The organism is Chitinivorax tropicus, from assembly GCF_014202905.1.
In the GTDB taxonomy this organism is placed as follows: Bacteria; Pseudomonadota; Gammaproteobacteria; order Burkholderiales; family SCOH01; genus Chitinivorax; species Chitinivorax tropicus.
In genome coordinates, this window is sequence record NZ_JACHHY010000005.1 from 32265 (window position 1) to 57381 (window position 25117).

Annotated in this window: 23 protein-coding genes and 1 tRNA gene; 13 read left to right on the forward strand and 11 right to left on the reverse strand. The window is 55.0% G+C overall.

Annotated elements, in window-relative coordinates; genetic code table 11:
• Window positions 1–39 precede the first annotated feature (39 nt).
• The 7 genes from HNQ59_RS05030 to HNQ59_RS05060 all read right to left on the reverse strand — a co-directional run bounded on the left by HNQ59_RS05030 (window position 40) and on the right by HNQ59_RS05060 (window position 7587).
• On the reverse strand, window positions 40–219 hold the full coding sequence (locus HNQ59_RS05030; protein WP_184036065.1) for a hypothetical protein: 180 nt from the start codon (window positions 217–219) through the stop codon (window positions 40–42).
• A 160-nt stretch (window positions 220–379) separates the two neighbouring features.
• On the reverse strand, window positions 380–1057 hold the full coding sequence (locus HNQ59_RS05035) for a response regulator (RefSeq protein WP_184036067.1): 678 nt from the start codon (window positions 1055–1057) through the stop codon (window positions 380–382).
• Entirely contained in the window at window positions 1042–2442 is a 1401-nt protein-coding gene (locus HNQ59_RS05040) for an ATP-binding protein (protein ID WP_184036069.1), read from the reverse strand. The genes HNQ59_RS05035 and HNQ59_RS05040 overlap by 16 nt, the downstream gene beginning before the upstream one ends.
• A 287-nt stretch (window positions 2443–2729) precedes the next feature.
• Entirely contained in the window at window positions 2730–3794 is a 1065-nt protein-coding gene (locus HNQ59_RS05045; protein WP_184036071.1) for a Vps62-related protein, read from the reverse strand.
• A 181-nt stretch (window positions 3795–3975) separates the two neighbouring features.
• The gene (locus HNQ59_RS05050) at window positions 3976–4395 is read right to left on the reverse strand and encodes a substrate-binding domain-containing protein (RefSeq protein WP_184036073.1); all 420 of its coding nucleotides are present in this window, start codon (window positions 4393–4395) and stop codon (window positions 3976–3978) included.
• A gap of 13 nt (window positions 4396–4408) precedes the next feature.
• On the reverse strand, window positions 4409–5890 hold the full coding sequence (locus tag HNQ59_RS05055; protein WP_184036075.1) for a hypothetical protein: 1482 nt from the start codon (window positions 5888–5890) through the stop codon (window positions 4409–4411).
• 86 nt (window positions 5891–5976) lie between these two features.
• Window positions 5977–7587: a methyl-accepting chemotaxis protein gene (locus HNQ59_RS05060; protein WP_184036078.1), complete on the reverse strand. Its 1611-nt coding sequence runs from the start codon at window positions 7585–7587 to the stop codon at window positions 5977–5979.
• Between the two features lie 256 nt (window positions 7588–7843).
• Between HNQ59_RS05060 and HNQ59_RS05065 the strand changes: the two genes are divergently transcribed.
• From HNQ59_RS05065 to HNQ59_RS05080, 4 genes are all read left to right on the forward strand, one after another.
• Window positions 7844–8611, forward strand: coding sequence for a TetR/AcrR family transcriptional regulator (locus tag HNQ59_RS05065; protein WP_246490853.1), 768 nt, complete (start codon window positions 7844–7846; stop codon window positions 8609–8611).
• 115 nt (window positions 8612–8726) lie between these two features.
• The gene (locus tag HNQ59_RS05070) at window positions 8727–9875 is read left to right on the forward strand and encodes an efflux RND transporter periplasmic adaptor subunit (RefSeq protein WP_246490865.1); all 1149 of its coding nucleotides are present in this window, start codon (window positions 8727–8729) and stop codon (window positions 9873–9875) included.
• A gap of 15 nt (window positions 9876–9890) precedes the next feature.
• Window positions 9891–12992, forward strand: coding sequence for an efflux RND transporter permease subunit (locus HNQ59_RS05075; protein ID WP_184036087.1), 3102 nt, complete (start codon window positions 9891–9893; stop codon window positions 12990–12992).
• A complete protein-coding gene (locus HNQ59_RS05080; protein ID WP_184036089.1) occupies window positions 12980–13471 on the forward strand; it encodes a GAF domain-containing protein in 492 nt (163 codons plus the stop codon). The genes HNQ59_RS05075 and HNQ59_RS05080 overlap by 13 nt, the downstream gene beginning before the upstream one ends.
• 97 nt (window positions 13472–13568) lie before the next feature.
• Here the strand turns inward: HNQ59_RS05080 and pstB are convergent, their stop codons facing one another.
• The 4 genes from pstB to pstS form a co-directional block, all read right to left on the reverse strand.
• Window positions 13569–14360, reverse strand: a complete 792-nt coding sequence (pstB, locus tag HNQ59_RS05085) for a phosphate ABC transporter ATP-binding protein PstB (RefSeq protein WP_184036092.1) — start codon at window positions 14358–14360, stop codon at window positions 13569–13571.
• A gap of 9 nt (window positions 14361–14369) precedes the next feature.
• Window positions 14370–15212, reverse strand: coding sequence for a phosphate ABC transporter permease PstA (gene pstA / locus HNQ59_RS05090; RefSeq protein ID WP_184036095.1), 843 nt, complete (start codon window positions 15210–15212; stop codon window positions 14370–14372).
• Between the two features lie 9 nt (window positions 15213–15221).
• Window positions 15222–16226, reverse strand: a complete 1005-nt coding sequence (pstC, locus tag HNQ59_RS05095) for a phosphate ABC transporter permease subunit PstC (RefSeq protein ID WP_184036098.1) — start codon at window positions 16224–16226, stop codon at window positions 15222–15224.
• Between the two features lie 136 nt (window positions 16227–16362).
• Window positions 16363–17406, reverse strand: a complete 1044-nt coding sequence (gene pstS, locus HNQ59_RS05100; protein ID WP_184036101.1) for a phosphate ABC transporter substrate-binding protein PstS — start codon at window positions 17404–17406, stop codon at window positions 16363–16365.
• 325 nt (window positions 17407–17731) lie between these two features.
• Between pstS and secG the strand changes: the two genes are divergently transcribed.
• The 9 genes from secG to nuoG all read left to right on the forward strand — a co-directional run bounded on the left by secG (window position 17732) and on the right by nuoG (window position 25116).
• Window positions 17732–18067, forward strand: a complete 336-nt coding sequence (gene secG, locus HNQ59_RS05105) for a preprotein translocase subunit SecG (RefSeq protein WP_184036103.1) — start codon at window positions 17732–17734, stop codon at window positions 18065–18067.
• Window positions 18068–18073: 6 nt separating this feature from the next.
• Window positions 18074–18159 (forward strand) — tRNA-Leu (locus tag HNQ59_RS05110).
• Window positions 18160–18269: 110 nt separating this feature from the next.
• Window positions 18270–18626: an NADH-quinone oxidoreductase subunit A gene (locus HNQ59_RS05115; RefSeq protein ID WP_184036419.1), complete on the forward strand. Its 357-nt coding sequence runs from the start codon at window positions 18270–18272 to the stop codon at window positions 18624–18626.
• Window positions 18617–19093: a NuoB/complex I 20 kDa subunit family protein gene (locus HNQ59_RS05120; protein WP_184036105.1), complete on the forward strand. Its 477-nt coding sequence runs from the start codon at window positions 18617–18619 to the stop codon at window positions 19091–19093. Before HNQ59_RS05115 ends, HNQ59_RS05120 begins: the two co-directional genes overlap by 10 nt.
• Before the next feature lie 11 nt (window positions 19094–19104).
• On the forward strand, window positions 19105–19698 hold the full coding sequence (locus tag HNQ59_RS05125; protein WP_184036107.1) for an NADH-quinone oxidoreductase subunit C: 594 nt from the start codon (window positions 19105–19107) through the stop codon (window positions 19696–19698).
• Complete coding sequence (locus HNQ59_RS05130; protein WP_184036109.1) at window positions 19691–20944, forward strand: NADH-quinone oxidoreductase subunit D; 1254 nt, start codon at window positions 19691–19693, stop codon at window positions 20942–20944. The genes HNQ59_RS05125 and HNQ59_RS05130 overlap by 8 nt, the downstream gene beginning before the upstream one ends.
• Complete coding sequence (gene nuoE, locus HNQ59_RS05135) at window positions 20944–21417, forward strand: NADH-quinone oxidoreductase subunit NuoE (RefSeq protein ID WP_184036111.1); 474 nt, start codon at window positions 20944–20946, stop codon at window positions 21415–21417. Before HNQ59_RS05130 ends, nuoE begins: the two co-directional genes overlap by 1 nt.
• Window positions 21418–22713 carry an NADH-quinone oxidoreductase subunit NuoF gene (nuoF, locus tag HNQ59_RS05140; RefSeq protein WP_184036112.1) on the forward strand — a complete coding sequence of 432 codons (1296 nt, stop codon included), beginning with the start codon at window positions 21418–21420 and terminating at the stop codon, window positions 22711–22713.
• 36 nt (window positions 22714–22749) lie between these two features.
• Window positions 22750–25116 (forward strand): NADH-quinone oxidoreductase subunit NuoG, encoded by a 2367-nt coding sequence (gene nuoG, locus HNQ59_RS05145; RefSeq protein ID WP_184036114.1) that lies wholly within the window; start codon window positions 22750–22752, stop codon window positions 25114–25116.
• Window position 25117: the final 1 nt, after the last annotated feature.

Genomic DNA, 25117 nt, shown 5'->3' on the forward strand with positions numbered 1-25117 from the left:
GGTGTCTACAGGGAATTCAAGAGGGGTGAGTGCACAAGATCAGGAAATGATGGTGCTGACCAAGTCAATTTTCTTGATTCCTATGGACAATAGTTGGTATTTCGGGCTGGACATCCGGGCCTCCTCACTATGGCGGTGATGTTGTCGCTCCTGATTGGGAGGTGTGCTGGCAGCGGTAACGCTCTGGCTGTTCGGTGCGGCGGCGGTCTTGCTGGACATCAGCATCTCAATCGGCTATGAGCAATTCATCCCTTGCTGGCTTGCGGGAGCGGTGTGGATGCTACATGGCTGATACGGCATTGGGTCAGACGTATCTGCGGGCGTCATTGGGCACGGGGCCTGGCACCGGCTTGGCGAGCACAGGCAACCTTTTGCCGGATCAAGCCTTGAGCGCAGGTAGATTGAAACGATACCCCGCGCCATACACCGACTCGATGTAGTCGTGGTCTGGCCAGCGCTCAGCCAGCTTGCGGCGCAGCTTCTTGACATGGCTGTCGATGGTGCGATCGGCTACGACACGTTGGTCGGGGTAGATGCGATCCATCAATGCATCGCGTGAGAAGATGCGGCCTGGCGTTTGGGCGAGCAGTTGCAGCAATTTGTATTCGATGACGGTCAGGTCGAGTGCTTCTCCATGCAGGGTGGCCTGCAATCGATCGTCGGCAAATTGCACTGGGCTGGGGCTTGGCTGGCCTGGCATGCGGCGGCGTAGCACCGCTTTGACGCGGGCGGTGGCCTCTCGCAGGCTGTAGGGTTTGCAGATGTAGTCGTCGGCACCCAGCTCCAGCCCCAGCAGGCGGTCGATTTCGTCTACCCGCGCGGTGGTCATCAGAATCGGTACGTCGCTGGATTGGCGGATGGTTCGGCAAAGGGTCATCCCGTCCACGTTTGGCAGCATCACATCCAGCAGGATCGCGTCTGGCTGGTGCGCCTTGACCCAGGATAGCACTGCTGCGCCATCATGCAGGCAGGTAGGCTCGAAGCCTGCCTCTCGTAGAAAGTCAGCCATCAGGCCTGCGAGCCGTACTTCGTCTTCGACAATCAAGACTTTTGCCATGTCAGTGTCCTTTCGTCCGGTAGATCGATGATCAGCCGTAAGCCGCCCAACGGGCTGTGTTCTGCACGAATCCGGCCATCGTGGCCGTGTACGATATTGGCCACGATAGCCAGACCGAGCCCGCTGCCGCCCTTGGCGCGATCGCGGCTGGCCTCGACACGGAAGAAGCGCTCGAACAGGTGGGGGAGGGCCTCCTCTGGCACACCAGGGGCGCTGTCTTGCCAGGTCAATTGAAAACCATCACTGGTGGCGCGTAATCGGATGTCGAGCTGACCGCCCGCATCCGTGTAGCGGATGCTGTTCTCGATCAGGTTGGTGACCAGCCTGGCCAGTTTGCTGCCATCCCCTTCGATCATGGCGTGATCGGGCAGGTCGGCCCGTAATTGCAATTGTGATCGGTGCAGGCGGGCGGCATGGTTATCCAGCTCGTCTTGAATCAATTCACCCAGGTTCACGGGTGCCATTTTGTAGCGCAGGCTGGCGCGGTCGCTCATCAACAGTGCCTGCAGGTCGTCCGCCAGATGTGCAAGGTGGCGCACCTGTGCCGACAGCTCACGATTGGTGTCATCGTTGTAGCTGCGGATACGGTCCCGCAGAGCCTCAAGCTCGCCCTGCAGAACCGCCAGTGGGGTGCGCAGCTCGTGTGCCAGATCGGTCAGCCATTGGCGCTGGCTGGTGCTGTGCTCGTCCAGGGCGATGGCCAACCGGTTCAGCTGGCTCGCCAGGCGCCCCAATTCGTCGGTGGATTTGACGGGTAGGCGTGGGCTGTAATCAAGTGCCGTCAGTTGTTCCACCACTTTGCTGATGCGGTGGATGGGGCGTAGCAACAGCCCTGCGAGCGGCCAAGCGAAGGCCACTGAGCCAATGGCCATGATGATCAACGCCGCCAGCATGATATTGCGCTGTCTGGCCAGATATTGCTGGGTCATGCCATCTGGGGGTGGTTTGCCGGGCAAGCGCCCGAGATAGCCGAATATCTGTTGTTGTCGATTGCGTAGCGGTGTCAGCTCCATCTGGTGGAGTGCCAGATGAGGGCCTGCCGTGATGATCTTGTCTGCATTCAACAATACCAGTGGGAACAGTGGGCGGGGTGGCATGGCCGGGCCGGGTTGATCAGGGCGGCGTGGCGGTTGGGGAAAGACCAGACGGATTGCTTCGCCCCAGGCTTTGGGGTCGTCATGCAGGTGTTGTCCCTGCCCTGGGGCGCCATATCGGGCTTCCAGGGCTTGGCGCATGGATTGGATCATCTCCCGTTCGGTGTGATCCATCTGGGCGAGCACCCCTTGTTCCAGGCTGACGCTCAACATCAGATACATCACCCCGACCAGCAAGATGCCGAAGCCAGCCAGAGCCAAGGCCAATTTGGCTTTTAACGTGAATGCCATATGCCGACGCAGACGGAAAAAAAGCGGCATTGTAGGTTCGCTTGGCATGGTTTCAAAGTGCCATCTGGCGGGCTGTTTCAGCAAACGCCAACGACAGATCGACCCAACACGTGCTTCGGCGCGGGCTGAGGCCGTATCGATGGAACCTGTGCGCTCGTCCATTGCAAGCCTCGGCAGTGTCCGGGGTGGGCTGCGGTCGTCCAGGGGCGGCTGGGCCATTGACTTCGGTGGATTCAGGGGGGCGGGGTCGAGCCGATGCTTGATCCCGCCAGCTCATCGGGTGGGGCTCAGTTGTCTTCGCCATCCCACCAGCCGGTTGTCCAGCTGCCGCGTGGGCCGGTGCCGACTTTGTAATCATTGAGCAGCTTGGTGTACTTCATGATCGCCTGCCCGACAGCTTCCATATGGTCATCATTGACATGGGGAATATTGCGTGATGGCATCTTCACATTGGTGTTGTCCATATTGAGCAGGCCCCAGCGACCGGTGTAATTGGTGATCGGGTGGTCGTTCAGCAGTTGGACGACATTTTGGGTGTCCCAGCTGATGCCGCCATCGTCGGTGACATCCACCACTTTCAATTCGCGTAGCCCAGCCGGGGTGACACCGCTGCTCGCCCAGCTCCAGTCAGAGTCGATCACTGTGGCATAGCTGAAGATATCTGAGCTGGGGTGGGTGCCGTGCGCATTCTGGGCGATATAGATCTTCGGACGGTTGCCATTCCAGCTGATGTCTTTGGGTGCATGGCGCGACTGCTTGCCGTGGGCATTGGTATAGACATCGGTCACCTCGCCGGTTTTGGCATTGATACGGACGCTGGCGTGTTCCCAGTCGCCTTCGTGGCGGCCAAAGTTGCACCAGGCGAAGTTGGTCTTGGTTGAGCTGTCCCAGACCCATTTATAGGTGAACGCACGGAACATCTCGCAGTCGTTGTAGGCGAACAGCATCGTGTACTGTACCTCGCGATAGTCGGTGCCGTTCTTGTTGTAGCGGACGACGTGCGCATATAGCGGGGCTTGGGCGCTATAGGACACGTTGCGGGCATTGTCGTCGAGATCGAGGTAGTCGTCGCTGTTGGTGGCGAGGTGAGCAAACTGATCAGGCGATTGCGGGTAGGATCTGAGAATATTGCCATTTTTGTCCTTCAGGACGGAATGCTTATAGAAGTACTCAATGCTGGTCGGAAAGTGTTTTTCTTCCGGGTGGAACTGCATGATGGGCGCCAGCTGCTTGGCCAGTTGCACATCGCTGAGATTCGGATCGACCTTGGCGGCCTGGCCCAGGCTTGGCAATACCATCAGGGCGGCCAGGGTTGTCATGCGAAGAGGGGTGTGCTTGGCTGTGAAGTCCATATTGTTTGTCTCGTTCTCGATAAGATGATTGAGCCTGCGCTGTCTGACAGGTTGAGAGCGAGTGTAGTGGCGATGTTTGCAACAATTTGGCAGCAAAATGACAAACATTGTGCAATGGTGCAAAAAACAAGGCCGGCACTGTCTGGTTGACAGGGTGCCGGCCTGTGGGCGAGCAACAGGGCTATTGCGACAGCACCACCTTCACGCTGCTGTCCACCGCTCCTTTATCGATATATCCGATCATGTTGGGGTTGTCGGCAATCAACTTTTTCACTGCGCCGTCATTGCCGATTTCCTTTGGTGGCTGGCCCTTGCCTGAAAAGATCAGCTTGGACCAATAGGCTTTGACCTGGGCTGCAGATTTGCCGGTCACCTTGGTGTAGAACTCCTCACGCGGCCCAGCCCCTTCTGATTGATCGACAGGCACCGCCTGGCCGCCACCGGGAAAGCTGTTCGATTTGCCAAGGAAAATCTGCGACACCTGATCGGCTGTCAAATTGCCAGCACTGCTTTTGGCGCTGACGATCACGGCGATGTCGGCCTTGGCCAGGGGGGCCAGTAGCAGCATGATGAGGGTGGCACGGACTAATGGGGTTTTCATGGGTGTCTCCCTTTCAGAACACGAAATCGACGGCCAGGCTGAACAGATTGATCTTCTTGCCTGGGTCGAAACCCACTTGATTGTTGTTCAGCGTATAGCCAGCCCCTTTGTTGTCGATTTTCAATTGATCCCACTGCATTTTGACATCCATGTTCTTCATCACATCCCAACGGACGCCCAATGTGATGTTTCGTTGCGCGGTGGAGCCGGCAAACAGCAATACATTGAGCCCTCCGTTCAACAAGCCCAGTGATTGGTTGATCTGCGGAACCCCGCCATTCACCTGATCAATACCCGCTTGCAAGGCGGCCAGCTGCGGAATGGCAGGCAGGTTGCTGATGGCTGGGGCGCTGATCGGGCTGGCACCGTTGGAGGTGAGCTCGCTATCGGTCTTGATCCGAGAGTAGGTGGCATAAGGGGTGAATTTACCGACCCGCACGCCGCCGGACAGGTACCACGCAGTGGTATCCGCGACCAGGGAATCATTGGTGCGCTTGGTGTATTCAGCCTGGATGAACCAGCCACCTGGGTCGTAAAGCGCGCCAAAGCCCACAAAGGAGGCGGGTACGTTGTCCGCTTCATAGCGCTCGACGATGCTGCGCACGGACTGAGCTGTGGCTGTCGCATCAGCGGCTGCAGCCGCTGCGCTGGTGGCGGTGTTGCTCAGGGCTGTCAATATCGGGGCTGGCAGCGGCTGCTGACCGGCTGACTGTGCACCAGCGGCAACCTGTGCGGCGCCTGCGGCGAGTTTATCCACACCATTGGCCAGTGCGCGATAACTGTTGAAAAACGTGTTGGTGGCAGGGCCTTGGTAGGTGAAGCGAGTACGGACATAGCCCGCACGCAAGGTCAGAGAGCCGATTTCAGAGGTGACATTCAAGCCAAGTGTCCTCCGGCCCTCGGACTCGTTCATGCCCGCCGAGGTAGGAATTTTATTCTTGGTGCGACCGCCATAGGCCTGGAAGGTGGTGGAAACGTCGCCAGTATTGAGCCGATACACTGCATCTGCACCATCGAGATGTGAGAATGGCACCTGGAAATAGACCTCTGTCGGCGGGCGGACCCACGGGTTGGCATAGCCGACCTTCCGGTAATCCGACACCATATAGACGGGCAAGGCCATCCTGCCCGCGTGGAATGCAAGATCAGATGTGGCCTGGATCTTGGCATTGGCCCACTCCAGCGTGGGTTTGAAGGTCTTATCATAACGTCGCTCAGAGATCACCTGGATGGTGCCCGACAGTATGTCATTTGCCTTCATGTCCGCTTGCAAGCCCAGCTTGCTGTCCACGCCGAAATCGTATTTGTGCGAGTAGCCCGCACCATTGGGCTGGTTCAGCCCGGTGCGGTAATCAGCCAGGTCGGTACTGGAGTGCACAACGCCCACTGTGCCAAACCCTCGTAACTTGAAGGCGTCACTGCCATCCGCCCATACCTGGCTGGTCAAGGCTACCAGCGCAGATCCGACCGCAGCTACCATCAGGCGCTGTTTCATATCTTGTCCTCCTGAAGCTGTTTTGAATATGCCCGACTGCCCGACGACCGATGGGCGGGTCAAGACAACGGTTTTGCCAACAGAACCTAGGTTTTGAAATGCCCCGAAACCTCACGCAGATTTTCAGTGAGTTGCTTGATGGTGCTGCTGATCTTTGCCAGCTTCTTGCCCTGATCCTCCGTCGCAGCCGAGATCCGATGCAGATCGTCCATTTGCGTGCCGATCTGCCCCGACGCCTGCTGTTGTTGATCAGTTGCCTGGGCAATGGTCTGATTCATCCGGCTGATGGTGCCGACCTTGTCTGAGATTTCCTGCAAGGTCTGTCCTGATCCGGTCACTTGCTCCACGGTGGCTTCCGCTTCGCGTTGGCTGGCCAGGATCACGTCAACGACCGATGCGGTCGTGGCCTGCAGTTGCGATACGATTTCAAAGATCTGGCTGGTGGAGTCACGGGTGCGGGCGGCCATGCTGCGCACTTCATCCGCCACCACGGCAAAGCCACGCCCATGTTCACCGGCCCGTGCGGCCTCGATGGCGGCATTGAGGGCCAGCAGATTGGTTTGCGACGAGATCCCCTTGATGACATCGACCACCACATTGATCTGCTGGCTATCTGATTCCAGCTTCTTCAGTGTTGTCGAGGCTTCATTGACCTGCTGTGCCAGCTCGTTGATACGGGTGATGGTGGTGCGGATGTTGGTGAGCCCATTCGCCGCCGAGGCGTTGGCCACAGCTGCCGCATCAGATGCAGATGCCGCGCTGATTGCCACGCTGTCGATCTGCTGGGCAATGCCCTCGACTTGTGCCGCCACCCGCCCGATCACCTGTTTCTCGGTGGTGATGCTGCTGTCGGTGTTGCTGGCGATCAGGCTCATCTCGTCTGTGGTTTCGCTCAATGCGTTGACCGATTCGACAACGTGACGGATATCGCCATGTAGTCGTTCGATGAACGTGTTGAACCATTTCACCAATTCACCGATTTCATCGCGGGTATATTGGCGGATACGCAAAGTCAGATCACCCTCGCCCTGGGCGATGTCACGCAGCGATCGCACCACCAGATCGACGTTCCGCTTGATCGAGAAGGACACCACCAGGCTGAACAACACGCCGCCCCCAATGGCGGCCAGGGCGCCGATCACCCCAACGAACAGCGCTCGCTGTTGTGATGCTGTGGTTTCCTCGACTGTCTCGGTGAAACGCTTATAACTGGTATCGCGGAAGGCGGTCAGGTGGGTTCGATAGGTGGTGAGCAGGTCGCCCATGCTCTTGATGGCGGCTGGATCGGGGGCCTGTCCCGCCAGCATGCCGGCAGAGAGCTTCGCGGCTGCATCGTAGTAGGCATTGAACTCCGACACCAATTTATCTGGCTCGTTTCCGGCCATCGTATCGGCCTGCTTGATCTTGTCGAGATTGGCACGCACTCGCTTCGCCTGCTCGTCCACCGCCTGCAATGCTTCTTTTTCGCCCGCCGCCACAGCGGAGTTCAGCGAGCCGATGATGTTGTCGAGCAGGGCCACATTGTTGTTGGCCGCCTCCAGTGTTGGAAACAGATCGTTCTGGATGATTTTGAGCCGGTGTGTGTTGGCGCTGGAGACCGAAAAGTTATAGGCGACATAGATGACGAGGAAAACAGCGGCAATGGATTGGGAGAGCAGTATCTTCTGACGCAGTGACAGTACTGAAAGTAACTTCATCGTTGTGTTCCGGTCGAGGTGGGACGGTCAAGTTGAGCTGCCAGTTACTTTTATAGTCTGTTGTTGGGGCCATGCGCTAATTCTATGTAGGCATTGGGCGCGGTCTGGTCAAGTAAATTACTGAGTAATAACATTAATCCAATCTGATTTAGATATATGTTGAAACAAAAGTCTGATATAGGCATACTGCATGGTAGGTTAATGCCATTCTGGTTGGTATGTTATATGGCGGCTCTCGATGCATAATGGTAATTCATTGAAATTTATTGACATTCTCAGGGATCTTGCTGAGGAGAAGGGCGTTGAGCAGGTCAGCTATGGCGACGTGGCAGGCCGCGCTGGCGTGCCTTGGCAAACCGTCAAGCGACATCTAGGGGCTCGCGAACATTTTGCCGAACTGTTGAACAATCAGGCTGAGCAACCCAACCCGGACGCACGTGTTCGTATATTGCATGCCGCCGCCAAAGTGTTTGCGGAAAAAGGCTATGAAGCAGCTTCCCTGGACTTGGTCGCTGCTGCGGCAGGCCTGACAAAAGGCGCAATATATTGGCATTTCCGCAACAAAGCGGATTTATTCTTTGCGTTATTGGACAGCCGCTTCCGGTCATCGGTGGATGGTTTGCCACATCAGGTCGAGCAGGCTTTGCAACACACCGAGCCACGGCAGGGGTTGACCTCTCTGGTCTCCAATCAATGGCGCAATGGGATGACCGATCCGATGTGGCCCGCACTGTTCCTTGAGTTCGTGGGCCAGATCCGAGATGAGCAGGTTCGCCAACACATTGCGAAGACCTATGACGAGACTTATTCGCTGTCCAGCAAATTGCTGCCTGTGTTGAAAAAGGGCGGGCTGGCGGCCAAGGATGTTGACGACCAGGCCATGGGCGTCATGTGGACTGCGCTGTTTGACGGCTTGATGATCGCCAAATTGGTGCAACGGGATACGCTGGATGTGGAGCGGTTGCTGCCCATCATTGTCGATCTGATCTGGCGTGGCATTGGCCCGAAGGCTGATGTCGATTGACAGATCGACAAAAAGATTTCCATTTGAAAAAGAGAGAGCTGAGCAAGGCATCGCAAAGCTGGCATTCGACCGGCTGCCGCTGTTTTGCCGACCTAGCTAGGAGCACAAGGTGAATATGAAACGTTCTGCAAAAATAGGCATGCTGATCGTCCTTGCACTCGGTATCGGGGTGGGGGCAAAGGTGATGAATGGCGACAAGGACAAAGACAAGGCTCAGGCCGTTGCCGAGGACAAGAAGAAGGGCAAGCCTCAGCCGATTGCGCTGCTGGAGCTGGCAGAGGCGGATCTGTTCCGCATCCAGGTCGGGGAGTTCCGCCGCACGCTGGTCTTGACCGGCAACCTGAAGCCGATTTCGGAAACCATCGTCAATGCCAAACAAAGTGGCCCGATTGCCAGTGTGCTGGTGCGGGAAGGTGATGCGGTCAAACAAGGGCAGCTGCTTGCCATCATGGATGACGCTGAGGTACGCCAACGCCTGAATGAGCGCCAGGCCCAGCTGGAGAGCTTCAAGGCAGAGGCCGCCTATGCCGAGCGCAATCGTGAGCAGAATCGAGAGCTGATGAAGCAGGCATTCATCTCGCAAGAGGCATTCAACCGTATCGACAGCGACAGTACTGTCAAGCAGGCGCAATTGAAGGCACAGATTGCGCAGCTGGAGCTGGCCCGTAAATCCATGCGTGATACCAAGATCGTATCACCGATCCAAGGCTTTGTTGCTACCCGTGATGTCAACCCTGGCCAGGATGTTGCGCCCGGTGCCAAGCTGTTCAGCATCATTGATCTCTCGCAGCTGGAATATGTCGCGCAGGTACCGGCTTCCGATATCGCATCGGTGTCAGTCGGCCAGACTGTCCGTTTGCATGTGGATGGCTATAGTGGCCGTGAATTCCTCGGCAAAGTCGAGCGGATCAACCCGGCAGCTCAGCAAGGCACCCGCAGCATCGCGGTCTACATCCGCATCGACAATACCGATAATGCGCTACGGACTGGGCTGTTCGCCAGCGGCGAATTACAGCTCGATACGCAGGACAAGGCCATTGCGGTGCCGGATGCGGCTGTGGTGCTCGACAAGGGGCAGCGCTACATCTGGGTTCTGCGTCAGAACAAACTCGACAAGGCACACGTCGAGGTGGGGGCACGTGACCCCCGCACCGGCAAAGTGGAAGTCCGTAAGGGCTTGATGGCCGGGGATGCCGTGGTGCTGGCCCAGCTGGCCGATGAGGCCCGGGGCGCTTCGGTGAAAATGGCCACCGCCAAGCCTTGAGTAAAGGATGACATCATGTGGTTAACCAGAATCAGTGTGCGGAACCCGGTTTTCGCCACCATGTTGATGGTGGCATTGGCGGTGTTGGGCATCATTGCGTATTTCCAGTTGCGGATTGAAAACTTGCCAGATGTGTCAGTGCCAACCGTGATCGTCACCGCAGATTACCCCGGCGCGGCGCCCGAAATCGTCGAGAGCGATGTCGTCCGTCCGTTGGAGGAGGCGATCAATGGCATCTCCGGCATCAAATTGCTGCGGGGTCGGGCATTTGAAGGGTATGCCTTCGCGGTGGTCGAGTTCCAATTGGAAACCGATCCGCAGTGGGCGATCCAGCAGGTGCGCGAGAAGGTGGATCAGGTCCGGAATACGCTGAAGAAAGAGGTCAAGGAGCCCAAGGTCGAATTGGCGCAGGCGGATGACATGCCGGTCGTATCCTTGTCGGTCACCTCGCCAGTCAGGTCGCATCGCGAGTTGACGCAGATCGCGGACCGGATTGTGTCCAAGCGGCTGAAGTCGTTGCCCGGCGCGGGCAAGGTGGAGGTCATCGGTGGCGTGGATCGGCAGATCCGTATTCTGCTGCAGCCAGACAGCATGAAGGCTTTGGGTGTCAGCGTCGAGGATGTCATCAATACCATCCGTCAGGAAAACGTCGAATTCCCGCTGGGCACCGTCACGGTGGGTACGGGGGACAAACTGGTACAGATCCGTGGCCGGTTGAAAGATGCGCCTGCGTTTGGTCGGTTGATCGTTGTCAATCGCGGGGGCTCGGTGGTGCGGTTGGAGCAGGTCGCCACGGTGGTGGACAGCCAGAAGGAACTGGAGTCGATCGCCTATGTCAATGGCCGGAAGGCGGTATCGGTCGATGTCAGGAAGGCAACCGGTGCCAATATCGTTGAGCTGGTGGACCGCGTCCGTAAGGAGATGGATGCCCTGCACGCCATCTTGCCGCCAGATGTCAAATTGCAGGTGCTTTCGGACAACACGGAAGGCATCAAGCTGATGCTGGAAGATGTGAAACGCACACTGCTGGAAGGCGCGTTGCTGACCATCATCATTGTGTTGTTGTTCCTCGGCTCATGGCGCAGCACTGTCATCACCGGCCTGACCCTGCCCGTGTCGCTGGTTGGCACATTCTTCGCGTTGCAGCTGTTCGGTTTCACCATCAACCAGCTGACCATGATCGCCATGTCATTGTGTATCGGTCTGTTGATCGACGATGCCATCGTGGTGCGTGAAAACATCTCCCGGCATGCAGCCATGGGCAAGGGGCGGATACAGGCCGCGCTGGATGGCACCAACGAGATCGGGATGGCGGTGGTCGGTACGACCTTGACCATTGTGGCGGTGTTTTTGCCGGTTGCCTTCATGGGTGGGATCATCGGCAAATTCTTCTTCCAGTTTGGGGTGGCGGTGTCGGCTGCCGTGCTCATCTCCATGCTGGTCAGCTTCACGCTCGACCCAATGCTGTCCAGCGTCTGGGCCGACCCACATAGCCACGGCAAAGCCATGCGTGGGCCGGTGGGCTGGCTGCTGAGCTGGTTTGACCGAAAGATGGACGCGCTGGCCGAGACTTATGCCAGCATGATCCGCTGGGCTTTGCGCAAGCGTAAAACCACACTGGCCTTGGCCATGGCCAGCTTCGTCGCGGCATTTGTCATTCTTGGTAAGGTCGGCGGGGAGTTTGTGCCGGATTCCGACTTTGATTTCGTACAGATGCAGATCGAAACCCCGATCGGCTCCTCGCTGGATTACACCGGTGCCAAGGCCAAGCAGGCATCGGATGCCATCATGACCTTTCCAGAGGTGAAGCAAGCCTATGTCGCGGTGGCGCAGGATTCCGCCAAGAACCAGGCCAATCTGTTCATCAATTTGACATCGCGCAAGGAACGCAAGCGGGATCACAAGGAGATGCGTCGGTTGTTCCGTGAGCGCTTGCAGCAGATCGGTGGTATCAAGGTGTCTGGTGGGGACTCCAATATGCCCATCATCTTGAGTATCCAAGGGGGGGATCTGGACGAACTGAAGCGCTTGTCCGAACAGGTCATGGCGATGCTGAAGGCGATTCCCGGCGCGGTGGATGTCAAGTCGAGCATGGAAGAGAAGAAACCAGCACTGTTGGTGGATATCAACCGTGATCAGGCGCAGGATCTGGGGCTGAATGCCGCACAGATCGGCACTGTGCTACGCCCCTTGCTGGCTGGGCAGGCGATCAGCACCTGGCTGGGCCCGGATGGTGAGAATCACGACGTGAACGTCAAGATCCCAGACCACCTGCGTGCCTCGCTGGATGATCTGGGGCGCTTGCCGATCGCCAGTCGTGGCAATCCGGAACAGCCTTGGATGATCGAGCTGGGCCAAGTGGCCAAGCTGCGTGAAGGCACCTCACAAAGCCAGATCAAGCGCTCCAACCAGTCGCGTGAAGTGACTATCGTGGCCGGGGTGGAAGGGCGGCCTCTGGGTGATGTGGTGACGGAGATGAATAAAGGTATCGACAAGATCAAGTGGCCGGTTGGCTATAAGATCGAGACGCGTGGCGGTGCGCAGGATATGCAGGAATCCGCTCATCACGCCGGCAAGGCGATGTTGATGGCGATCATGTTCATCTATGCCATTCTGGCCACCCAGTTCCGTAGCTTCCTGCAACCATTGGCCATCATGTCATCTCTACCGCTGGCCTTGATCGGCGTGGCGCTGGGGTTGTTCCTCACCAACAGCACGTTGAATGTGATGTCGATGATTGGGATCATCATGCTGATGGGGCTGGTGACCAAGAATGCCATTCTGCTGATCGATTTCACCAAGCAATCGATGGAGGAGGGCATGAACAGAGCGGAGGCGATAGTCGAGGCTGGGCGTATCCGTCTGCGTCCAATCTTGATGACCACTGCCGCCATGGTGTTGGGCATGATGCCGGTGGCAACCAGCAAGGACATGGGCGAGGGGTATGCTTCGATGGCCAACGCCGTGATCGGTGGGGTGATCACCTCAACTTTGCTGACCTTGGTTGTGGTGCCGGTGGTCTTTACATATCTTGACTCCCTCGGCACCTGGGTCAAACGCAAATTGGTCAGCCCCGAGGAGATTCAATCCGCAGGTGAGGAAGTATGTTCGAAGTAATCACAACCCATGAAATCGATGCGGTTGACTATGACAGCCTGGCATCGCAATTGACAGGTCTGCTGTCAGGCGAGCGTAACTTTGTGGCGAACAGTGCCCAGTTCTCGGCGTTCATCTACCAGGCCCTGCCAGTGCTGAATTGGGCAGGGTTCTATTTCTATGATGGACAAGAGCTGGTGCTGGGGCCATTTCAAGGTAAGGTGGCATGCGTTCGCATCCCACTGGGGCGCGGTGTGTGTGGTACCAGCGCCCAGCAGCGCCAGACAATACGGGTGCCGGACGTGCATGCCTTTGACGGTCATATCGCATGTGATAGCGCATCCAACGCCGAAATCGTACTGCCCATCATCAAAGATGGGCAGTTGGTGGGGGTGTTGGATATCGACAGCCCGTTGAAAGATCGCTTCAGCGAGCACGATCAAGCGGGGCTGGAAAGGCTGCTGGGCATCTATCTGGACGGAACTGATTTCCCGATGTGAACAACATCGGCAGTAGCCTGGCAACCAATGAAAAGGCGCGGCCTGAAAGCCGCGCCTTGATTACGTCTGGGGGGTGTTGCAACCGCTGCAATACGCCTCAGCCAAACTTACCGGTGATGTAATCTTCCGTTGCCTTCTTCTTCGGCTTGGTGAAGATCTCATTGGTATCGCCATACTCGATCAACTCACCCAGGTACATATACGCGGTGTAGTCAGATACACGAGCCGCCTGTTGCATATTGTGGGTCACGATCACGATGGTGTAATCGTTCTTCAACTCGTGGATCAACTCTTCGATATGGGCGGTCGAGATCGGGTCCAGCGCAGAGGTCGGCTCGTCCAGCAGCAGAACTTCAGGCTTCACCGCAATCGCGCGGGCAATGCACAGCCGCTGCTGCTGGCCACCAGACAAGCCATTGCCGCTTTGCTTCAGCTTGTCTTTGACCTCATCCCACAGCGCGGCTTTCCGCAGGGCCCACTCAATACGGTCATCCATGTCGCTCTTGCTGAGCTTTTCATAGAGCTTCACGCCAAATGCAATATTGTCGTAGATCGACATCGGAAAGGGCGTGGGCTTTTGAAACACCATGCCGATCCGGGCGCGCAGCAAGTTCAGGTCTACACCCTTGTCCAGAATGTTCTGACCATGCAGCATGATCTCGCCCTCTGCCCGTAATTTGGGGTAAAGCTCATACATCCGGTTGAGGGTTCTCAACAAAGTGGATTTACCACAACCAGATGGGCCGATGAACGCGGTCACTCGTTGTGTTTCGATGTCGAGGTTGATGTTCTTCAGCGCATGGAAATTGCCGTAGTAGAAATTGAGATTCCGGATGGACAATTTCACGGTGCTGAGCGTTTGCTGGGTCATGACGAATTCTCTACGCATGATGATCAATCAATTGGATTTTTGTCTAAATAGCGAACGGGCCAGAATATTCAGAGCCAATACGCTGACGGTAATCAACAGGGCGCCGCCCCAGGCCAGTTTCTGCCAATCTTCGTAGGGACTCATCGCAAATTGGAAGATCACCACCGGCAAATTGGCCATTGGCGCATTCATGTTCATGCTCCAGAACTGATTGTTCAGTGCAGTGAACAGTAACGGTGCTGTCTCGCCGCTGATGCGGGCCACAGCCAGCAGAATGCCAGTCAGAATCCCTGCTCGTGAGGCCTTCAGCGTAACAAAGGTGATCACCTTCCACTGTGGCGCACCCAGCGCAGCGGCAGCTTCACGCAGACTGTTGGGAACCAGGCGCAGCATGTTCTCGGTGGTGCGCACCACAACGGGAATCACAATCAGGCTCAGTGCCAATGCACCCGCCCAACCCGAGAAGTGCTTTACCTTCGCCACATAGATCGTATAGACGAACAGGCCGATGACGATGGATGGCGCGGACAGCAAAATGTCATTGATGAATCGGGTGGTAGGGGCCAGCCAGCCTCGTTCACCGAATTCAGCCAGGTAGGTGCCGGCCAGAATGCCGATCGGCGTACCGATCAGCGTGCCGAACAGTGCCATGAGCAAGCTGCCGAAGATCGCGTTCAACAGCCCCCCGGCTGAGCCTGGTGGGGGTGTCATTTGCGTGAACATGGCGATGGAGATGGCATCAAAGCCATGTTGGAACAGCGTGATGAGAATCCACGCCAGCCAGAACAACCCAAACCCCATGGTCAGAACCGACATGACGATGTTGAACGAGTTGATGAAACGGCGCTTCGCGTAAATAGTCTTATTCATAATGGGCACTCAGCTCGACTGGCCTTCACGTTTTTGCAGCTGTATCAGCAATACCTTGGAAAGCGCCAGCACGATAAAGGTGATGACAAACAAGATCAGACCCAGCGTAATCAATGAGCTGGTGTACAGCTCACCCGTGGCTTCGGTGAACTCGTTGGCCAACGATGACGCAATACTGTTGCCAGGCATGAACAACGAGACGTTGAATTCATGGGCATTGCCGATCAGGAAGGTGACAGCCATGGTTTCACCCAGCGCACGACCCAGCCCCAGCATGATGCCACCGATCACCCCAGCCTTGGTGTATGGCAAGACCACACTGCGCATCACCTCCCAAGTGGTGCCACCCAGCCCATAGGCCGATTCCTTTAACATGGGCGGGACGATTTCAAACACATCTCGCATCACCGAAGCAATGAACGGGATCACCATGATGGCTAAAATCAGCCCGGCGGTGAACATACCAATCCCCATCGGCGGGCCGCTGAACAAGGAACCGATGATAGGGATCGGGCCGATGTGCTCATTCATCCATGGCTGGATGTGTTTAGCAAACCAGGGAGCAAAGATAAACAACCCCCACATGCCATAAATGATGGATGGGATGCCGGCCAACAACTCGATTGCCGTCCCTAGCGGGCGGCGCATCCACATCGGCGCCAGCTCGGTCAGGAACATGGCGATGCCAAAGCTGACCGGGATGCCAACCAGCAACGCGATGGCAGAGGTCACCAAGGTGCCATAGATCGGGATCAGCGCACCGAAGCTTTCCTGAACCGGGTCCCAATCCATGGTGACCAGAAACTTCGCGCCAAAATGCTTGATCGCAGGTAGCGACCCTTCGATGAGCGACAAGATGATGCCCGCCAACAGCGCGAGCACAACGAACGCAAACACGCGCGTGACATTGCGAAAGATCGCATCGTATAGGCGTCCGGAATGGGTTCGCCCGGTCAATTGATGATGCTTGGGGGGCGGATTGAGCAAGGCAGGGGCTGCAGGAGCAGATTGCATTGAAAGCCTCGATTGCTACGGTTCAAACAGCACGGAAGGGGCCGTCTGGCCCCTTCCATACGACTTCAACGAATCTCAACACGATGGCCATTAAGTTTTAACAGCACTGTAACATGTGTGAGTAAGTTTCTGTAAATCAGTAGATTGCTTTGCCACTAGCGTCTTTGACCTGTGCTTTCCACGCGCTACGAACCAGCTTGACCACATTGTCCGGCAGCGGAATGTAATCAAGCTGCAGCGCAGTCTGGTCGCCTTGGTCGTATGCCCAGTCAAAGAACTTCAAGACATCCTTACCACTCTCGGCTTTCTCCTGAGACTTATGGATCAGGATGAAAGTCGCACCAGTGATCGGCCAGCTCTGCTTGCCCGGCTCATTGGTGAGGATTTCATAGAAGCCAGGCGCCTTCTCCCAGTCAGCATGAGATGCTGCTGCTTTGAAACTGTCCTCGCTCGGAGCGACAAACTGACCATCCTTATTCTGCAACTGGGTGAACGCCATCTTATTCTGCAGAGCATAAGCATACTCCACATAACCAATCGAACCCGCCGTCAGCTTCACATAGTTGGCTACACCCTCATTACCCTTGCCACCAATGCCAGTTGGCCACTTGACCGATGCCTCCTCACCAACTTTTTCCTTCCACTCAGCGCTTACCTTGGACAGATAATTGGTAAAGATGAACGTTGTGCCAGAACCATCAGAACGGCGAACGACCGTGATCCCTTGATCCGGAAGACTCAAGCCTTGATTCAAGCTGGCGATACGGCTGTCGTTCCACTTGGTGATCTTGCCAAGAAAGATGTCGGCCAGCACAGCGGGCGTCAACTTCAACTGGCCAGGCTGCACACCTTGCAGATTAATAACCGGCACCACGCCACCCATTACAGTGGGGAACTGCATTAAACCTGCTTCTTCCAATTCCTTCGGTGTCAAAGGCTTGTCGGATGCGCCGAAATCAACAGTTTTTGCCTTGATCTGCTTGATGCCACCACCGGAACCGATGGATTGATAATTCAAGCCAACACCGGTTTTGGCCTTGTAGGCTTCAGCCCATTTCGCATAGAGCGGATAAGGGAAAGTCGCGCCAGCACCCGTGATATCTGCAGCAGATGCAAAAGGAGCATAAAAAGCTGTTGCGCAGAAAGTAACCACAAGGCTGCGGGCAAAAATGGCTTTCATGAACGACTCCGAATATAGGAAGATTTCGATTACAAAACAATGAAAAACGAAGAAAGCGCCGCCATATTAGTAGATCAAGGTTGCAGAAATATTACAAATCATCATCCATCCGAAACCAGGGCGGGCATTTGACTGCCCGCGAAAGCTATGCGTATAATCCGCAGGCTTTGCGAAACGGGCGCTGCGTAAAGCGTGCTTCAGATCGGGTTTCCGTCTGCGTTTGGCTTTAGAAAGCATTTGATATGTGCTCTGGCTAAATAAACACAGTCTTTGAGGATGTAGAGCTTAAAGATTTGCGGCAGAGTTCAATTTTTAGGTAGAATATATGGAAATCCTGAAGCTGATAGTGCAAATAGTCAATGTGCTTTCTGCGGTATCACTGATCGTCTTGGTTCTAATGCAGCACGGGAAAGGTGCTGACATGGGCGCTGCATTCGGTAGTGGTGCTTCGGGTAGTCTTTTTGGGGCGGCGGGCTCTGCGAACTTTCTGAGTCGTGCAACTGCTGTCTCTGCGCTGGTATTCTTTGTAACCTGCATGAGTTTGGTGGCCTTGGATGCCAAAAAGCCTGGTGGGTTGGGAGTAATGGAATCGCACGCTGTTCCGGCTGCCCCGGTTCAGCAGCCTGCTCAGGCGCCGAAGCCTGCAGGGATTCCGGAGTAAGTTTTGGCCGACATGGTGAAATTGGTAGACACGCTATCTTGAGGGGGTAGTGGGCGTAGCCCGTGTGAGTTCGAGTCTCACTGTCGGCACCATCATTAATCAGGTGGCTCTTTTGCCTGGTTTGCGCTACAACTGATAAAAATCGGCATTTTAAGGGCGGCTTGACCGCCCTTAAAAGCTAATGCGCGGTAGTGGGGTGCAAATGCTACAACAATATTTTCCCATTCTTTTATTCTGTGCGGTCGGTCTTGCTGTTGGTGTGGGCCCGATGTTGCTGGCTTGGTTGGTTTCTCCAAATAAGCCGGATGCGCAGAAGCTCTCTCCTTATGAGTGCGGCTTTGAGGCATTCGAAGACGCTCGCATGAAGTTCGATGTTCGTTATTACCTGATAGCGATTCTTTTCATTATCTTTGATCTGGAAACGGCCTTTTTGCTGCCCTGGGGTGTTGCACTGCGTGACCTGGGTTCATCCGGCTTGATTACCATGGCGGTGTTTCTGGTCGAGCTGGTGATTGGCTTTGTCTATTTGTGGAAAAAAGGTGCGCTGGAATGGGAATAGAAGGCGTATTGGAGAAGGGTTTTGTCACGACAACAGCTGATAAGGTCATCAACTGGGCTCGGACGGGTTCCCTTTGGCCGATGACTTTTGGTTTGGCGTGCTGTGCTGTTGAAATGATGCATGCAGGCGCATCACGTTATGATCTGGATCGCTTTGGTGTGGTGTTTCGTCCCAGTCCGCGCCAGTCTGATTTGATGATTGTGGCAGGGACGCTCTGTAATAAGATGGCGCCTGCGTTGCGCAAGGTTTATGACCAGATGCCGGAGCCTCGTTGGGTTCTGTCCATGGGTTCCTGTGCAAATGGTGGCGGCTACTATCACTATTCTTATTCTGTGGTGCGTGGCTGTGATCGGATTGTTCCGGTCGATGTGTATGTGCCCGGCTGCCCGCCGACGGCTGAAGCGTTGCTGTATGGCATCATCCAGCTTCAGAATAAGATCAAGCGTACTTGTACGATTGCCCGTTGAGCAAGGTTAACATGAGTCAAAAGCTGGAAAATCTCTCCGCAGCACTTGATCGTGTCTTGGCGGATAAAATCGTTTCTAAGGTCTGTGTGCTGGGTGAGCTGACCATCGTCATCCGGGCTTCTGATTGGCTCGACGTCTCCTGTACACTGCGTGACGATGTGGCATTGTCATTCGAGCAGTGTACTGACGTCTGTGGCATGGACTACAGTTCCTACGGGGATGGTCGCTGGGATGGTGCGCGCTTTGCGGTGGTTTACCATCTACTGTCTGTGAGACAGAACTGGCGGCTTCGTGTCAGGGTGTTCGCTGCTGATGACGAGATGCCTGTTGTGCCCTCACTCGTGACGATCTGGCCGGGTGTTAATTGGTTCGAACGTGAGGCTTTCGATCTATTTGGTATTGTCTTTGAAGGGCACCCGGATCTTCGTAGAATCCTCACCGACTATGGTTTTGTTGGTCACCCTTTCCGTAAGGATTTCCCGCTGTCTGGTCATGTTGAAATGCGCTTCGACCCAGAGCAAGGTCGCGTTATCTATCAACCAGTGACAATCGAACCGCGCGAGATAACGCCGCGAATCATCCGCGAGGAGAACTACGGTGGCTGAAATCCGTAATTACACGCTGAACTTCGGGCCGCAACACCCTGCTGCCCATGGTGTATTGCGTTTGGTACTGGAGTTGGATGGTGAGGTAATTGAGCGGGCAGATCCGCACATTGGCCTGTTGCACCGTGGTACAGAGAAGCTTGCCGAAAGCAAGACATTCATCCAGTCGCTTCCATATATGGATCGCCTCGATTATGTGTCGATGATGTGTAACGAGCACGCCTATGTGATGGCGATCGAGAAGCTGTTACAGATTGACGTGCCGATCCGTGCACAATACATCCGCGTCATGTTCGACGAGATCACTCGTATCCTGAACCACCTGCTGTGGATCGGTGCGCATGCACTGGATATCGGCGCAATGACGATGTTCCTTTATGCCTTCCGCGAACGTGAAGATCTCATGGATTGCTACGAAGCCGTCTCCGGAGCTCGCATGCATGCGGCTTATTATCGCCCGGGTGGCGTGTATCGTGATCTGCCGGATCGGATGCCACAATACACTTTCTCCAAGATCAAGAATGATCAACAGCTGAAAGCGCTGAACGAAAATCGGCAAGGCTCCCTGCTTGACTTCATTGAAGACTTCACCAATCGCTTCCCTGGTTGCGTTGATGATTATGAAACATTATTGACTGACAATCGGATTTGGAAGCAGCGTACCGTTGGTATTGGCGTGGTATCGCCAGATCGGGCCAAGGCGCTGGGCTTCACGGGGCCGATGTTACGCGGCTCAGGCGTTGCCTGGGATTTGCGTAAAACACAGCCTTATGAGGTCTATGCCAACATGGACTTTGATATTCCGGTTGGTGTTGAGGGTGATTGCTATGATCGTTATCTGGTGCGGGTTCAGGAAATGCGTGAGTCCAACCGGATTGTCAAGCAATGTATAGACTGGCTACGAAAAAATCCAGGCCCTGTGATCACAGGTGACCATAAAGTGGCCCCGCCTTCTCGATTGGCCATGAAGACCAATATGGAAGAGTTGATTCACCACTTCAAGCTATTCACCGAGGGCATGCACGTTCCAGAGGGTGAAGCCTATGCTGCGGTGGAGCATCCCAAGGGTGAATTTGGTATTTATTTGGTATCTGACGGTGCCAACAAGCCTTATCGATTGAAAATTCGCGCGCCAGGTTTTCCGCATTTGGCAGCGTTGGATGAAATGGCTCGCGGTCACATGATTGCTGATGCGGTTGCCATTATCGGTACCCAAGATATCGTATTCGGGGAGATTGACCGCTGATGCTGTCCGCTGAGTCCCTTGCAAAAATTGATCGTGAAGTAGCCAAGTATCCCGCCGACCAAAAGCGCTCTGCGGTGATGGGCGCATTGCGCATTGCGCAAGTCGAGAAGCGCTGGTTAAGTGCTGAATTGATCGAATATGTTGCCAACTACCTGCAGATTCCGCCCGTTGCAGCTTATGAGGTGGCAACTTTCTATAACATGTATGACCTCAAGCCCGTTGGTAAATACAAACTGACGGTGTGTACCAATCTGCCCTGTGCCTTGTCTGGAGGCGTTGATGCCGGTGAGTATCTACAGAAGAAATTAGGCATTGGTTACGGTGAGACAACTGCCGATGGCAAGTTCACCCTGATTGAGGGGGAGTGCATGGGTGCTTGCGGCGATGCGCCGGTCATGCTGTTGAATAACCATTCAATGTGCAGCTTCATGTCGCGTGAGGCCATCGACAAGAAACTCTCGGAGCTGGAATAAATGGCTGTCTTTGAGAATGGTGTAATTTTCGAGGGTGTTGATACCAGCGATTCACAGTGTTGGACGCTGGAAGCCTATCGTGCACGTGGCGGCTATAAAGCATTGACGCGCATTCTTGAGTCCAAGATGACTCAGGATGAAGTGATTGCGGAGGTGAAAGGCTCGTCTTTGCGGGGGCGTGGTGGTGCGGGCTTTCCGACGGGTCTGAAATGGAGCTTCATGCCACGGCAGTTCCCCGGTGATAAATATGTCGTTTGCAATAGCGATGAAGGTGAGCCCGGAACATTCAAAGACCGTGACATTATGCGATATAACCCTCACTCATTGATTGAGGGCATGATCATCGCCGGTTACGCCATGGGGGCCAAGCGTGGCTATAACTACATCCATGGCGAGATCTTTGAGGTTTATGAGTTATTTGAAGCAGCGCTGGATGAGGCTCGGCAAGCCGGATTGCTCGGGGAAAACATCCTGGGCTCTGGGTTCACTTTCGACTTGTTCGCCCACCATGGATATGGTGCCTACATCTGCGGGGAAGAGACTGCGCTGCTGGAGTCGCTTGAAGGGAAGAAAGGGCAGCCTCGTTTCAAGCCGCCGTTCCCGGCAAGTTTTGGCTTGTATGGTAAGCCGACCACAATCAACAACACTGAATCCTTTGCTTCTGTTCCGTTCATCATTCGCGATGGGGCGCAGAAGTTTCTGGAGTTGGGCAAGCCTAATAACGGCGGAACCAAGCTGTTCTCTGTATCTGGCCATGTCAATCGGCCTGGTAACTTCGAAATCCCATTAGGTACACCATTTTCAACCCTGCTGGAAATGGCTGGTGGTATGCGCGGCGGGAAAAAACTGAAGGCCGTGATTCCTGGCGGTTCCTCCGCTCCTGTACTGCCCGGTGATGTGATGATGGATCTGACCATGGATTACGACAGTATCTCCAAGGCTGGATCAATGCTTGGTTCCGGCGCGGTCATCGTCATGAATGAAGATATCTGTATGGTGAAAGCATTGGAACGCTTAGCCTATTTCTATCATGAGGAGTCATGCGGCCAGTGTACCCCTTGCCGAGAGGGGACGGGTTGGCTGTATCGAGTGATCCACCGCATTGAAAATGGTCTGGGGCGCCCAGAGGATCTCGATCTGTTGGATTCCGTAGGAAACAACATGGCAGGCAAGACGATCTGTGCGCTTGCTGATGCTGCGGTATTCCCGGTGCGTAGCTTCACCAAGCATTTCCGCAAAGAGTTCGAATATCACATCGAACATAAGAAGTGCATGGTTGATCACAAATGGTGTTGATCCGTTGATGGATCGAACGACAGGTAGCGAATAGCGATGCTTGAAATTGAAATTGATGGCAAAAAACTGACGGTGCCGGATGGATCGACCGTCATGGAGGCTGCGAACTCCGTAGGTACTTATATCCCACACTTCTGCTATCACAAGAAGTTATCCATTGCGGCCAATTGCCGTATGTGTCTGGTGGAGGTGGAGAAAGCACCTAAACCGTTACCTGCCTGTGCCACCCCCGTCACGGATGGGATGAAAGTCCATACGCACTCTTCTTTGGCTTCCAAAGCTCAAAAAGGCGTGATGGAATTCCTGTTGATCAATCACCCATTGGATTGCCCAATATGTGATCAAGGTGGCGAATGCCAGCTTCAGGATCTGGCGGTTGGGTATGGTAATACTGCATCGCGCTACCAGGAAGAAAAGCGTGTGGTGGTCAACAAGAATATGGGGCCGTTGATTTCGACGGACATGACCCGCTGCATTCACTGTACTCGTTGTGTTCGATTTACTGAAGAGATTGGCGGATTTCAGGAAATCGGCATGGCCAATCGTGGCGAACACTCTGAGATCCTGCCTTTTATCAACAAGACGGTTGATTCCGAGATCTCTGGTAACGTCATTGATCTCTGTCCTGTTGGCGCATTGACATCAAAGCCCTTCCGCTATTCAGCCAGAACGTGGGAGTTGTCCCGCCGTAAATCTGTCAGCCCCCATGATGGTCTGGGGAGCAATCTGGTTGTGCAGGTGAAACAGTCCCGTGTTATGCGTGTGCTGCCGCGTGAAAATGAGTCGATCAACGAATGCTGGATTGCAGATCGTGATCGTTTCTCATACGAGGCGTTGAATTCTGAAGCCCGTTTGACCAAGCCTATGCTCAAGCATGATGGCAAATGGCATGAGGTGGAATGGCAAACCGCGCTGGACTATGTTGTTCACGGCTTGACCGACATTAAAGCGCGGCATGGTGCGGCGAGCATCGGTGCTTTGGCTACCCCACATAGCACACTGGAAGAGCTGTATCTGTTACAAAAACTTGTGCGAGGGCTGGGTTGTGGCAACGTTGATACGCGCATGCGCCAACGTGATTTCCGCGGGGATGCAGTAGATAAACACATTACCTATCTGGGTATGCCGATCACCGCGCTCCGTAAGCTTGACCGCATCTTGTTGATTGGTGCCAACGTCCGTAAAGAACAGCCACTGATTGCCGCTAAGCTCAGGCATGCGGTGAAAAAGGGCGCACAGCTGTCGGTGATTCAAAGCAGCGATGACGATCTGCTGTGCTCAACGCACACCAAGCTGGTGGTGGCCCCCAATGTGATAGCTGCACAACTTGCAGCGGTGTTGAAAGCGCTGCTGGAAATCAAAGGTGCTGTGGTTCCTGATGCGGTTTCCTCCTTGTTGGCCGATGCACTGGTGACAGAGTCAGCACGCGCGATCGCAATCAGTTTAAGCAGTGGCGAGCATGGCGCTATCTTGTTGGGTCAGGCCGCCCTGTATCACCCAGACTACAGCATGATCCGTTTACTGGCTGGTGAGCTGGCTACGTTGGCGGGCGTTACGGTCGGGGAGCTTACGCCTGCAGCAAACACGGTTGGCGCCGCATTGGCAGGTGCTCACCCTCTACGTGGCGAGCTTTCTACCGATGCAATTCAAGGATTGAATGCACGCGAGATGTTTGAACAACCTCGCAGGGCATACCTGTTGTTGAACGCGGAAGTTGAGCTGGACGCCCACAATCCGCAACAGGCGATGTCTGCGGTCAAGCAGGCTGATATGGTTGTGGCGATGTCTGCTTTCAAACATGAAGCGATCGATTACGCCGATGTCTTATTGCCTATCGCACCATTCAGTGAAACCTCCGGTACATTCGTCAATATGGAAGGTCTGCCTCAGAGCTTCAATGGCGTTGTGAAACCACTGGGAGACGCCCGTCCAGCCTGGAAGGTGTTACGTGTTTTGGCTAACCTGCTTGGCTTGTCGGGTTTTGACTTCAACACATCAGAAGAAGTGCGGGATACCGTGCTCAAAGGCGGGCAGGCTTCAGTGGATGCGCAGCTGAAAAATGTCACTTCAGTCAAAGCGCAGCCTTTGGAACAGCCTGCAGGATTGGCTCGCTTGGGTGAGGTGCCAATCTATCAATCGGATGCCTTGGTTCGTAGAGCACCAGCTCTTCAGATGACAAAAGATGGCAAAACGTTTGTCGCCTCCATCAACGGCAAATTGGCCAACGAACTTGGTTTAACCGATGGCTGCGATGTCAAAGTCACGCAGCAAGATGGGTATGCCAAATTAAAGCTGGTCATTGACGATAAACTGCCTGATCAGGTCGTGCGCGTGCCATCTGGGCATCCAGCGGTAATGACATTGGGCGACATGTTTGGTTCGATTGCATTGGAGCGCGTGTAAG